Annotated in this window: 11 protein-coding genes; 10 read left to right on the forward strand and 1 reads right to left on the reverse strand. The window is 67.1% G+C overall.

Annotated features, from left to right (window positions below; genetic code table 11):
• Window positions 1-11: 11 nt before the first annotated feature.
• From ACQPZZ_RS08955 to ACQPZZ_RS08990, 8 genes are all read left to right on the forward strand, one after another.
• Window positions 12-1,034, forward strand: coding sequence for an ABC transporter permease (locus ACQPZZ_RS08955; protein WP_357051070.1), 1,023 nt, complete (start codon window positions 12-14; stop codon window positions 1,032-1,034).
• 59 nt (window positions 1,035-1,093) lie between these two features.
• Window positions 1,094-2,113: a substrate-binding domain-containing protein gene (locus ACQPZZ_RS08960; protein ID WP_363646264.1), complete on the forward strand. Its 1,020-nt coding sequence runs from the start codon at window positions 1,094-1,096 to the stop codon at window positions 2,111-2,113.
• A 4-nt stretch (window positions 2,114-2,117) separates the two neighbouring features.
• The gene (locus ACQPZZ_RS08965) at window positions 2,118-3,662 is read left to right on the forward strand and encodes a sugar ABC transporter ATP-binding protein (RefSeq protein WP_432930641.1); all 1,545 of its coding nucleotides are present in this window, start codon (window positions 2,118-2,120) and stop codon (window positions 3,660-3,662) included.
• Window positions 3,659-4,114 (forward strand): D-ribose pyranase, encoded by a 456-nt coding sequence (gene rbsD, locus ACQPZZ_RS08970; RefSeq protein WP_357051079.1) that lies wholly within the window; start codon window positions 3,659-3,661, stop codon window positions 4,112-4,114. The genes ACQPZZ_RS08965 and rbsD overlap by 4 nt, the downstream gene beginning before the upstream one ends.
• 42 nt (window positions 4,115-4,156) lie before the next feature.
• Window positions 4,157-4,864: a deoxyribose-phosphate aldolase gene (deoC, locus tag ACQPZZ_RS08975; protein ID WP_432930644.1), complete on the forward strand. Its 708-nt coding sequence runs from the start codon at window positions 4,157-4,159 to the stop codon at window positions 4,862-4,864.
• 80 nt (window positions 4,865-4,944) lie between these two features.
• On the forward strand, window positions 4,945-5,724 hold the full coding sequence (locus ACQPZZ_RS08980; protein WP_432930646.1) for a GntR family transcriptional regulator: 780 nt from the start codon (window positions 4,945-4,947) through the stop codon (window positions 5,722-5,724).
• A gap of 157 nt (window positions 5,725-5,881) precedes the next feature.
• The gene (locus ACQPZZ_RS08985; protein ID WP_432930648.1) at window positions 5,882-6,556 is read left to right on the forward strand and encodes a hypothetical protein; all 675 of its coding nucleotides are present in this window, start codon (window positions 5,882-5,884) and stop codon (window positions 6,554-6,556) included.
• Window positions 6,556-7,128 carry a hypothetical protein gene (locus ACQPZZ_RS08990; protein ID WP_432930650.1) on the forward strand — a complete coding sequence of 191 codons (573 nt, stop codon included), beginning with the start codon at window positions 6,556-6,558 and terminating at the stop codon, window positions 7,126-7,128. The genes ACQPZZ_RS08985 and ACQPZZ_RS08990 overlap by 1 nt, the downstream gene beginning before the upstream one ends.
• 571 nt (window positions 7,129-7,699) lie before the next feature.
• Here the strand turns inward: ACQPZZ_RS08990 and ACQPZZ_RS08995 are convergent.
• Window positions 7,700-10,396, reverse strand: a complete 2,697-nt coding sequence (locus ACQPZZ_RS08995; protein ID WP_432930652.1) for an RICIN domain-containing protein — start codon at window positions 10,394-10,396, stop codon at window positions 7,700-7,702.
• Between the two features lie 933 nt (window positions 10,397-11,329).
• On the opposite strand from ACQPZZ_RS08995, the gene ACQPZZ_RS09000 reads away from it, so the two are divergent.
• Window positions 11,330-12,070 (forward strand): VOC family protein, encoded by a 741-nt coding sequence (locus tag ACQPZZ_RS09000; protein WP_432930653.1) that lies wholly within the window; start codon window positions 11,330-11,332, stop codon window positions 12,068-12,070.
• A 95-nt stretch (window positions 12,071-12,165) separates the two neighbouring features.
• The gene (locus ACQPZZ_RS09005; protein WP_432930655.1) at window positions 12,166-12,729 is read left to right on the forward strand and encodes a dihydrofolate reductase family protein; all 564 of its coding nucleotides are present in this window, start codon (window positions 12,166-12,168) and stop codon (window positions 12,727-12,729) included.
• The last annotated feature ends 9 nt before the right edge of the window (window positions 12,730-12,738 follow it).

The following is a 12,738-nucleotide window of genomic DNA, read 5'->3' on the forward strand; positions in this document are numbered from 1 at the left end:
AGATGGCCCAGATGACCACTCAGGCGGCGCCTCCGGTGAAGTCCGGGGTCGCGGCCCCCAGCAACCCCTCGCCCCTCCAGCGGTTCCTGCACGCCCGGGAGTCCAGCACCTTCCTCGCCCTGGTCGTGCTCTTCCTGCTGGGCACTCTGCTCGCTCCGGGCTTCGTAGGGACCAGCAACTTCCTCACCGTCGGCCAGCAGATCGCGCAGATCGGCATCATGGCGATCGGCGTCACCTTCGTCATCATCAACGCTGAGATCGATCTGTCCGTCGGCTCCATTTACGGCCTCGGAGCCGTCGTCTGCGGTCTCCTTATGACTTCGGATGTCGCCTGGCCGCTGGCCGCTCTTGCCGGGATCGCCGCCGGCACGGTCGCAGGCCTGATCAATGGCCTGATGACCGTGGGATTCAGAATCCCGTCCTTCATCGTCACTCTCGGCACGCTGAGTGTCTATCGGGGCGTCACGCTGCTGCTCAGCGGCGGGTCGCCGATCTCCCTGTCCGCCAACGACCCTGACATCGCCGAGTTCAACCTGCTCGGTCAGGGCAAGCTCTTCGGCGTCCTGCCGATGCAGCTCGTCATCTTCGCCGTCGTCGCCGTCCTCGGCACGATCGTCCTCTCAAAGTCCCGCTATGGCTTCAACACCTATGCCGTCGGCGGCAGCGCCGAGGCCGCGCGGTTGTGCGGCATCAACACCGGCCGAGTGAAGGTCACCGCTTTCATGCTCTCCGGCACCCTCGCCGGTCTGGCCGGCGTGCTCGGTCTGTCCTTCCTCTCCTACGTGCAGGGGGTCACCGGTTCCGGCATGGAGCTCACCGCGATCTCCGCAGTGATCATCGGCGGCGCGGCCCTGTTCGGCGGCTCCGGCACCATGCTTGGCACCGTCATCGGCGTCGCGTTCATCGGCGTCCTGCAGAACATCCTCAACCTGCGCGGCATCTCCTCCTTCTGGCAGACGGTGGCTACCGGCACTGTGATCATCCTCGCCGTAGCCGCCGACACCTGGCTTCGCAGACGTTCCGGACGTCGGTGACCTTCACCTGCACGCGCCCCGGACTACCCGTCCCCCCACACCGTAAGGAGCCACCCGAAATGAAGTTCTCCCTCGGGCGTCGGGTCGCGGTCGCCGTGACCCTCAGCCTGGCGCTGCTGGCGAACGCCGCCTGCGGCGCGGTCACCCCGGCCAGCACCGCCTCCGCCGAGAACGGCGGCTTCAAGCTCGCCGACTACATCAAGGAAGACGTCAAGCAGGGCAAGCCACTCAAGATCAAGCTGAGCTACCACGACCCATCGCTGGCCTTCGCCGTCCCGATCCGAGAGGGCATGGAGCGTGGCGCCAAGGAGTTCGGCGTCGACGCGCAGATGATCGGGCCGTCCGGCGGCAACCCCGCCGACCAGGTCGCCGAGCTGCAGACTCTGATCAACCAGAAGCAGATCGATGGCCTGGCCGTCTCCTCGGCCAGCAACGACGCCCTCAAGCCCGTCATCGCCCAGGCGTACGACGCCGGCATCCCGATCATCTCGTTCAACACCAACAACCCCGAGTCCAAGCAGATGGGCTTCGTCGGCCAAGACCTCGTGTCCTCCGGCAAGTCCCTCGCGAAGGAGTTGCTCGGCGTGCTCAAGGGTAAGACCGGCAAGGTCGTCGTGGTCTCCGTCGACTCCGGTGCCGGCTGGTCCAACGACCGCTTTTCTGGCTTCCAGGAAGGGCTGAAGGACTCCGGCCTGCAAGTCGTCGGTCCGATCAACACCGGTAACGAGCCCAGCGCGGCCTACAACACCATCGAGTCCACGATGGCGGCACAGAGCGATGCGATCGCGCTCGTCTCCCTCGACTGCTGCAGCTTCACCGCCGGGGCCAAGTGGCTTCAGCAGTCCGGTAAGGCGGGCAAGATTCACGCCGTCGGTTTTGACGTTCAGCCGCAGACGGTGGAGTACCTCAAGAGCGGCGTGGTCGACCTCACCATCAGCCAGGGCCCGGCCGAGCAGGGCTATCAGGCGGTCAAGCTTCTCGCCGACTTCCTCAAGAACGGCACCGAGATCAAGGACGTGGACACGGGCGCACTTGTGGTCACCCCTGACAACGTGGCCTCCGCGCCAGTGGAGGGCTGAGCCGATGACCAGCCCGGCCACGAATGCCGCCTCGACGGCGGCCGCCGTCGAGGTGACAGGTCTGTCGAAGCACTTCGGAGCCGTCCGCGCGCTGCAGGACGTGAACCTGAGCGTCCCTGCCGGCAGCCTCACCGCCGTGATGGGTGAGAACGGCGCCGGCAAGTCGACACTCATGAAGATCCTGGCCGGGCTGGACACCCCCACTTCCGGCACTGTGCGAGTAAACGGTGAGCCGGTCCGCCGGTACGATCCGGCCACCCTGCTCAGTCGGCATCGGGTCGCCTTGGTGCCCCAGGAGCTGGCTCTCGCCCAGGACCGGACCGTCGCCGAAAACATCATGCTCGGCGTCGAACCGGGATCCCGCCCCTTCCCCGACCGCGGTCGGATGAACGCGCGGGCAGCGGAGTTGCTGGACCGGCTCGGTCTGGGGGTCGACCCCCGACGCAGCATCCGCCACCTGGACGCCGCCTCCCAACAGTTAGTGATCATCGCCCGGTCCCTGGCCCGCGAGGCGCGAGTGGTGATCCTCGACGAGCCGACCTCGATCCTTTCCCCATCGGAGTCGGAGCGACTGTTTGAGGTGATTCGGTCGCTGCAGACCGACGGGGTGACCATGCTCTACGTCTCGCATCGGATGCCCGAGGTGTTCGCCCTCTCCCAGCACGTCCATGTCCTGCGCGACGGTCGGCACGTCGGGCACTGGCCCACTGCGGAAGTCACCCCCGACCAGGTCGTCGCCGCGATGGTGGGCCGGGAACTCGCCGCCGACTTCAGCCGGCATGACACCCCCGCACCCGTCGCCACGGCCGCCCCCCGCCTACGAGTCCGGGGCGTCTCCGGCACCGGTTTCACAGATGTCGACCTGGAAGTCGCCCCGGGCGAAGTGGTCGGCCTGGCCGGGCTGCCCGACAGCGGCCGGATCGAGCTGTTGCGCGGCATCTTCGGCGCCGATCCGGTGACCGGCGGTGAGCTCTCACTGGACGGGAAGGCGTTCACCGCGAAGTCACCGCGCGACGCCATCGCCGCCCGGGTGGCATACCTGCCGGGTGAGCGCCGGCAGCAGGGGATCCTGCCGACGATGAGCGTCGCCGACAACGTCAACATCCTGGCCCTGAATCGTCGGCAGCGGTTCGGCCTGCTGCAGCGGCGGGCCCTGCGTCGAGACGCGGACGCCCGGGCTCAGGAACTGCGGGTGAAGACCTCGACGACCGCCCAGGGCATCACGCAGCTCTCCGGCGGCAACCAGCAGAAAGCGCTGCTGGCCCGATGGCTGTCCATCGAGCCCCGGCTGATGCTGCTGGACGAGCCCACCCGGGGCGTCGACGTCGGCGCCAAGGCGGAGATCTACCGACTGTTCCGCAATTTGGCCGACAAGGGCGTAGCGCTCGTCGTCTCTTCGTCGGACCTGCCCGAACTGCTGACCGTCAGCGACCGAATTGCCGTCATGGCCGCCGGCGCCCTGGTCGGCGTCATCCCTGCGGCGGAGGCCACCGAGGAGAGGGTGATGGCCCTGGCCACCGGCGCTCACACTATGAAGGAGAAGGCATGAAACGCAGGGGCGTGCTCAACGCCGAATTGTCCGGGGCGCTGGCCACCCTCGGCCACACCGATCTGCTGCTCGTGGTCGACGCAGGCTTCCCCATCCCGCGCACCGCCCACCGCATCGACCTGGCCATCACCGAGGATCTGCCCAGGCTCACCACCGTGCTGGACCTCGTCGCCGACGAGATCATCGTCGAGGGCCTCGTGGTCGCCGAGGACGTCACCACTCACAACAAGCCCCTCGCGGATTGGCTGGGGCAGCGCTTCCCCGGCGTACCGCTGACCACCCGGCAGCACGCCGAGATGCTCGGCGAGCTGGCCCACCAGGCCAAGGTGATCGTGCGAACCGGGGCGTTCAACCCGTGGGGCAACGTGGGGCTGATCTGCGGCGTGGACGTCCCTCGATGGTTCGACGAGCCCGGCGTCATCGTGCCCGACTACTACCAGGACCGGATGTAGCGGCGTCATCGCCCCCACGACGTACCCAATTGGAGATAGAACGTGAGCACTGCCACTCAGACCGACGCCGCGGCCACTCCTGCGGCGCTGGCCCCCTACATCCAACACACCCTGATTGAGACCGGAGTGACCCGGGACCGGATCGTAGCCCACGCCGAGGAAGCCGTCCGATACGGCTTCAATGCCGCGATGGTGCCGGGCTCCTGGGTCCCAGAAGTCGCCGAGGTACTGCGCGGCACCGGCGTCGAGGTCGCCTCCGCGCTGGATTTCCCCACCGTCGGAGTGACCACCAGCGCTGGCAAGGCCGCCGAAGCTGAGAGCCTGGTCCAGGCCGGTGCCACGCAGATCGACATCGGCGTACAGATCGGCTGGCTCAAGAGCGGCCGATACGACGCGTTCCGCGACGACATCGCCGGGGTGGTCCGGGCGTCCGGCGTGCCGATCAAGGTGATGCTCGAGTTGCCGCTGCTCACCCCAGCCGAGCGGGAGACGGCCGTCGAACTGTCGATCGAGGCCGGTGCGGCGATCCTGAAGAACGCCAGCAGCGGTGCAATCGAGGTGGCGAACCCGGAGAGTATCGCTTATCTGGTGGCCCGGGCGCCGGAGGGCGTGAAGGTCAAGGCCTCCGGCTCGATCAAGTCCTTCGATCAGGCCGTGTCCCTGCTGCGGGCCGGGGCGGTGCTGCTTGGCACCAGCGCCGGGGTGGCTATTGTCACGGACACGACAGACGGACAGACTACGAGCTATTGATCATCCGTCCGCCCCTCGACCCGAGCGACAGGCAGCGGCTGTGATCGGCAGCCGTGGGTCGAGGGGCGGCGGAGTCCCCCATGGAAGGTGACATGTCCGACCAGTTGGGCCCGTCCGGTGCGTCCGAGCACCTCGACCGTGACGCGCCGATGCCCCTGCACGCGCAGGTGTCGGAGCAGATCCGGGCGCGGATCCTGTCCGCCGAGTGGCCGCCGCACTATCGGCTACGCAGCGAGCCGGAACTGGCGGCCGAGCTTGGCATCTCCCGGGGTACCCTGCGTCGAGCGCTGTCGACCCTGATCCGGGACGGCCTACTGGTGCAGGTCCGGGGGCGTGGCACCTTCGTCACCTCCACCACCATCGAGCCCTCGATCGCGCAGAAGCTGACCACCCTGTCCGAGGACTTCGCCCGGCAGGGGGTCTCCATGACCACCCAGGTGGTCACCCACGAGATCATGGCCGCACCCTCGCCGGTGGCTGCCCTGCTCGACCTGCGTCCCGGCCAGTCAGTGCTCCGCTTGGAGCGGCTCCGCGCCACCTCCTCCGGCCCGGTGGCCTGGCTGGTCAACTACGTACGTATCGATCTGGCTCCCGGCCTGGACCGGGTCGACCTGGCCGACCGTTCCCTGTTCGGCCTGTTAGAGAACGAGTACGGGCTGAAGATCAGTACTGGGCGACGTACCTTCGGCGCGACTGCCGCCGCTGGACGAATCGCGGCGGCGCTCGAGGTGCCGGAGCAATTCCCGCTGCTGTACCTGGAGCAGATCACCTACCTCGACGACGGTCGGCCGATCGAGTACTCCGACGTGTGGATCCATAGCGAACGAATGCGGGTCACCTCGCTGCTCTCCCGTCGCTGACCTACGTACGGGTCCGCCACATGGGACCGCTGCGGCGGCAGACGCCGGTCAGGCCTCGGCAAGGAAGGCAGTGCGCCGGTCCGCTTTAGACTGCTGCTCTACGCGGCGTAGAGCAGGGGTGGAGGTCGTGCGGCACCCGCCTGGATGGTTTCGGCTGATGCGCACCGGGGTTTTCGCCCTGGTGTGCGTTGGCCTGTCCCAAGCAGGTCATGATCTGATGGCCCCACGGCTGGTGCCGGCATGGTCGGTCGGCATGGCCCTGGGCCTGGTGACGTTGATCGGCTACCGCCTGGCTGGTCGTGAGTGGTCGGCCCGCTGGCTTCTGGCGGCTGTGGAGACGGTCCAGCTCTACCTGCACGTGTGGTTCACCTGGACGACCCCGGCGGACGGAACATCCAGCGTCGGCGCGCACGCCATGATGCCGGGGCACACGGGCCCGATGGCCGTCGCGCACGGCGCGATCCCCGCACACGACGGGATGTCTGTCCTGGCGATGTTCGCCGCGCACGCGGCGGCGGGCGCGTTGGTCGCCTTCTGGCTGTCGGTGGGCGAACGCGCGCTCTGGCGAGCCCTGCGTTCGCTGGCGTTCGCCGTCTCTTCTCACCTCTGTCGCGTTCTCGCGCTCATCGGGCCCGTGGCGATCCCCGTCCGACCGAACGCGGCGCCAGCGTCCCACGACGAAGGCGATCTTTCGGCCACGACCGCGCTCCGGCACACCGTGGGCGCTCATCCTGCGGTGAGGAGATCGTGGACATGGCCGATCTTCGCCAGGTCTGGGCGCAGATCCCCGACTCTCGTGATCGGCGCGGGCGCCGGCATCCGCTGGTGGTGATGCTGGCGCTGGTCCAGGCGGCGATCGTGTCCGGCGCGGTCTCCTACGCGGGCGATCAGGCACTGGATCGCCCGCGCACCCCAGGAGGTCCTGGCCCACCTCGGGGCCCGCCGGTGCCGATCGACTGGGTTACCTACGACCGCGGTTACGGCCGCACCGAGATCCGTACCATCCAGGTCATGTCCGCCCCGGCCGGAACCCGCTTCCCGCACGTCAAGCAGGTCTTCCTGCTCGAACGCCACGTCTACGACCTGGGCTGGAAGCCGCTGTCGGCGGTCGCGGTGCTGGGCGTCACCAACCTGACCGCGGAACTGACCGGCCCACGACGCCTGGCCGAACTGGTCAGAGGCGAATGGTCGATCGAAAACAGAGATCATTACGTCCGGGATGTGACGCTCGGCGAGGACCGCTGCCGTGTCCGCACCGCCTCAGCCCCGTCCATCCTCGCCGTCATGCGCAGCCACGCGATCGGCGCGTTACGCCTGCTCAACCACACCAACATCGCCGAAGGCACCCGCTGGACCCGCGACGACTTCCGTAACCCGCTCATCGCCCTCGGTCTCACAATGTGAGAACTCCTTCAGCCCTGCTGCGGACCTGGACAAGCTCCTGCCGCCGGGTCTGGCGCGAAGGATGAACGCGGCGATCTTGGCGGCAGACGCCGGCCACACGGCCTATGTGGATGATCCTCCGGCTACAGCCGCCCCGGTCGGTTGTCATTACGACAGAGGCTTTCGTGTCCGGAGAGGTCGGCTGTGGACGAAAAGCCCTGCCGTCCCAGCGGAGTAGGAACGCCTGGGGGTCGCGGTCGTCGCCGTGTCGCGCACCACGGGTGACGGATGCGGTCAGCTTCGGAAACTGACGCGGGCTTCGATGGTCAGTCTTCGTCCGGATACAACCTCTGGTGGAGCCGGCGCAGATCTGGTTGGTGCCACGCAGGGGGCACCAGACCAAGGCCAGATCACACATCGTGTGATCTGGCCTTTTTCGTGTCGTACGACTGTTGCGGCTTGCCGTCTTGCGACGGTGCCGGATGCGTGGCGAGCGAGGGCCGCAACGCCTTGGCGCGCTATCCCGACCGTCGGCGGGGATGGGCCGCGGACGGTGCGCGTATGACCGTCCGCGGCCCGGTGGGACCTCACATCAGCTGCGCAGGCTCCACTGCTGGTTGGTGCCGCCGTTGCACGACCACAGAATGAGCTTCGTACCGTTGGCGGTGCCGGCGCCGTTCGCGTCCAGGCACAACCCGGACTGCACACCGGTGATGGTGCCGTTCGAGTTCAGGTTCCACTGCTGGTTGTTCTGTCCGTTGCAGTCCCAGATGATCACCTGAGTGCCGTTCGAGGTGCCCCGGTTGTAAGCGTCCAGGCACTTGTTGCCGAACACCTGCAGTTGCTTGCCGGACGTGTACGTCCACCGCTGGTTGGTCTGCCCGTTGCAGTCCCACAGCTGCGCCTGGGCGCCGTTGGTCGCCGAGGCGCCGGTGACGTCCACGCATCGGCCGGACTGGCCACCGACGATCGAGCCGCTCGGCTGGCCGGTCCCGCCGCCGTTGCCTTGCCTGACGAGCGACTTCGACTCGGCCGATCGGTTCCCCTGGGCGTCGACGACGTAGAGCCGATACTCACCGTTCGTCGTCGGAACGGCGATGGAGGTCGCGGTTCCGTCCGCCCTGGTCATCGTGGCGCCGGCGATGAAGGACGTCGTGCCCGAGGGAGCCAGCCACACGGTCTTGCTCGCATCGCCGGTGCTCCGGATGGGAATCGACGTCGTACCGGCGGCGACGAACGTGCTGGCGGGCAGGACGTAATCCGGCAGAGAGAGATTGCTCTGGGGGATGATGTTCCGGTACGCGTCCTCGAGTCCGGAGTTCACGGCGATGCCGTAGGCCTGCGACGGCCAGACGTAGTCGGAGTACACGAGGATGTCCTGGACCGTGCTGTTCGGCAGGTTCTTGTTGGAGACCTTGTTGATCGGGCCGTACGTCTGCGTGATGCTCAGGTCGTGCTTACGCCCGAAGTCGTCGGAGTTGATGAGCCACGTGACATTCTTGTCCACGCTCAGGACGTTGTCGCGGAACGTCATGTTCCCCGAGCCCTCGTCCGGGTGGAGTCCGTACTTGTGACCGGACGGGACGCCCTGCATGTAGTTGTTGGTGATCGTGGTCCCCGGCTGGTTGCCCAGCGTGTAGACGGGCGCCGTGTCGCTCAGCCGCTGCACCGTGTCGATGAAGTGGTTGTAGCTGATGGTGTTGTTCTTCGCCGTGGTGGTCGGCCGGTTGGGCGCGATGGAGCCTGACGACCCGTCGAAGTTCCACCACCCCCAGCCGAGCGTGACGCCGGACCACGGGGTCTTCTCGATGCGGTTGTGCTGGATGGACAGGGTGTCGGCGAAGTACGCCGAGATCGGGCTGTGCCCGTTGAACAACACGGCGCTGTCGTAGATGTAGTTGTTCTTGATCTCGATGTTCTTGGGCGCGCCTTCGACCTGGACGGGATACTTCTCGCGGTTCGTCGAGGTGTAGTCGCCGATGTAGACATGCTGGGGATGGCCCACGGAGATCGCGGATCCGGCGATGTCGTTGGTGTAGTTCCCGATCAGCTTCGTGTTCACCACGTCGTTGGCCAGGGTGATTCCGTCGACGCCGGTGTGCTGGATCCGGTTGTTCTGCAGGACGAGCCCGTCGGCGTTCTCGATCTGGATCATGCCGGGCGCCAGGTCGACGTTGCGGTAGTAGTAGGCGTGGAAGTTCTGCTTGGCGTACGCGATGGCGCCGAGATTGCCCTGCTGGGCCTGCTTGAGCACCGAGCCGGCCACGTTGAACAGGTTCCAGTCGGAGTGCTGGACCGTCAGGCCGGAGAACGTGATGTTCCGGGCGCGGCTGCTCGTGGAGGTGCCGGCGACCTTGATAAGGGTGGACACGTTGTTCGGCGCCCAGACCGCCGCGGTCGTCATGTCTTCCGAGTTCGCCTTGTAGTAGTACAACGTCCGGCTCGTCTTGTCGAAGAAGAACTCACCCGGCGTGTCCAGGAACTCGTAGGCGTTCATGACCTTGTGGGTGCCGCCGACCTGGGCGTTGCCGTTGAAGGCGCCCTGGGCGATGGCCGCTCCCGGCTGCTGGAACAGAGCTATGCGATTCGAGCCCTCAGTGGTGACCTGCCGGACACCCACGATGGCCGTGGTCCAGGTCGTCGACGTCTCTATTTCGATGTCGTCCTGATTGGCGGCGATGGCGGGAAAATCGCCCGCGCTGTACTTCGCTCCCGCGCACTGCGAACCCGATTCCCACGCCCAGGACGCCTGTCCTGCCGTGATGGTGTAGGTGCCGTAGCACCCCTGGGAGCCAATTGTCTTCGACGCCATGAACGCTCGCTTGTCGTTCACATAGAGCGCACGGAGCTTGTTGCTGCGATTCAGCGGGGCTTTCCAGATGTTACCGCTGTGCTGCGTCCATCCGGTTACCTGAACGCCTCCGCTGAGGATTGGCGTCTCGTTCTGGTACGCGGCGTATATGACCCGGTAGCCGTTCGTGCCGGAGTCGGCCGGAGTGAAGTCGATTGTGCTGCCGACCGTGTAGGTGCCCCCGCGGAGATAAACGTAGATGTCACCTGTCATGTTGGCGTTCACCGTGCGAACGACGTCCCTCGCGCGCTGCAGGGTCCTGAACGGTGACGTGATCGTTCCAGGGTTGGCGTCGTTGCCGTCGGGGGCGACGTAGTAGGTCGCCTGGGTCGCTGCCGAGGCCGGAATGCCACCTGCGAAGGCGGGCAGCAACACTGCGGCGACGAACACCGCAAGCGCTGCTAGCACCTTCGCAGTGGTGGACAGGGCTGACTTCACGCTCTGTTCCTTTCGCTGGTTCCGAGCAGATTTCCGCCGCGAAATCACCCCGCCTCAGCAGAACTCATCGAGGTGTGCCATTGGGCGGGCGTGGCGCCTTGTCGTGCGGTTGCCGACATCGATCGGAGGGCTCTGCACCTTTGCGGGCCGAGGGGCCGGCCGCCCTCACGCCGTGCGCGGCAATCGCCGTGGAGCGTGGGCCTCGGCAGGCTCGTCGCCGGGAAGGCCGAATGTCCTTACCGCGGGATGAGGGGTGGCGGCCGGTCTTGCGCACTGGGCATTCGTCGCAGGCGGGCTCACGGGCCCTCCAGCAGGCGAAGGACGAGCCTGCCGGTGCCGTAGGAGTCTTGCCGTCCACTCCAGCCCCGCGCTGACGAGGGTCACGCTGCCGGGGCGCGAGGTCGCCTCATAACACGCCCTAAGAGTCTGTGGAAGACGTGGCGCTACCATTGCGAGGAGAAACGTATGACGTATGCCGAATGATGTCTAGCGACGAGATCGCACCGACAGGGCTGTCTCGCGACAGTCGATTGAGTGCGGGAAGGCGTACCTCCCGGCACCGGGACGCCGCGTGATCTCCCGCGACCGGCGGACCCCGCGGGCCGCGGTGGGGCCCCGCCGGTCATGCGTGCTGCGAGTTGGCCGCTCGTGGCCCGCTCCTGCCAGGTCAGGGGCCGGTGTCTCCGTCTCGGCGCCGGTTGCCGGCGGCCCTGTGAAACCTCCGTACGGTGTCCACAGAGCATCAGGTCCCTGCTGGATCGGCCGCTCTCCGGGCAGGTTCAGGCAGGAAACCGCTTCATCTCGGCAGTGGTGAGTCACATGCGCTGCTGCTGAAACTTTCAGCCGCAGTTTTGACCCCTGCCGTTACCGCCGGCTGAGCCGAGGGTGCGCGGGTTCGTTGCGGTTGATCTGCTGCGGCATAGGGTGAGCGGCATGGCGCTGCGACTCGGTCTGCTGAATTTCAAGGCTCGGGACAACTCGGCGCTCGGCCGGTTCTGGGTGGAGGCGCTCGGTTGGAGTGTTTTCAGCGAGGGGCCCACTGTGACGGGCGTCGGGCCCATGGGCTTCGTCTGGGCCGACTCCGACGACGCCTGCCTCTGTCTCGTCACCGTCCCGGATCCCGAAACGGTGAAGTGCCGCGTGCACCTCGATCTCGCGACCACCTCTGTGGCCCATCAGGCGGAGTTGGTCGCGCGCCTGAAGGAGCTCGGCGCGACGCCCGCCGACGTCGGCCAGGGCGACGTTCCGTGGACGGTTCTGGCCGACCCGGAGGGCAACGTGTTCTGCGTGCTGGAGCCTCGGGAGATCTACCGCGATACCGGGCCGATCGCCGCGGTGGCGGTCGACTGCGCGGACCCGCACGCCATGGCCAGGTTCTGGGGCGAGGCGATGGACTGGACCCTGCACGAGGTGACCGACGACCACGCGGTGCTGCGCTCGGCCAAGGGTGCCGGGCCATATCTGAGGTTCCTCCGCGCGACACCCGGCGTGAAGACCGTGTGGAACCGGGTCCATCTCGACCTGGTGCCGTACGGTGGCGAGGATCAAGCAGCGGAGGTCGCCCGGCTGCAGGCCCTCGGTGCGACGCTCGCCGACGTCGGCCAGGGCGACGTCCCGTGGGTCGTCCTCGCCGACCCGGAGGGCAACGAGTTCTGCGTCCTCGCTCCTGCCTGACGCGGGGCCTACGTCGGCTCCATACCGCGCCTCCGCCCTCGCCGTCCGGCGTCCCGCGGTCGTACTGGCGAGCCCGTTGACGAGGAGGGCTTTCGATGCGCAGCGTGACCTATTCGATGGGCGTCTCACTTGACGGCTACATCGTCGGGCCGGACGGCGACTTCGACTGGTCGGCGCCCGACGAGGAGGTCTTTCGCTTCGTCACGGACGAGATACGAAAGGTCGGCGTCCACCTGATGGGGCGGCGGCTGTACGAGACGATGCTGTACTGGGAGACCGCAGATCAGGATCCGTCGCTCGACGAATCACTCCTCGAATGGGCCGCGATCTGGAAGCCGCTCCCGAAGATCGTGTTCTCGACCACTCTGTCGGCGGTGCAGGGCAATGCCCGCCTGGCCTCCGGCGGCCTGGCGGAGGAGATCGAGCGGTTGCGCGCCGAGCCGGAAGAGGGCGAGATCGCGATCGGCGGCGCGACTCTCGCCGCCGAGGCGGCCGCGTTGGGTCTGATCGACGAGTATCGGGCCCGGGTCCACCCGGTGCTGGTCGGCGGTGGCATCCCGTTCTTTCCCCAACGTGAGCGTCGGGTGGATCTCGAACTCGTCGAGACCCGCACCTTCGGCTCGAGAGTCGTCTACCTCCACTACCGCGTGGCGCGCTAGTCGACTTCG

The organism is Microbispora sp. CA-135349 (genome assembly GCF_050947365.1).
In the GTDB taxonomy this organism is placed as follows: domain Bacteria; phylum Actinomycetota; class Actinomycetes; order Streptosporangiales; family Streptosporangiaceae; genus Microbispora.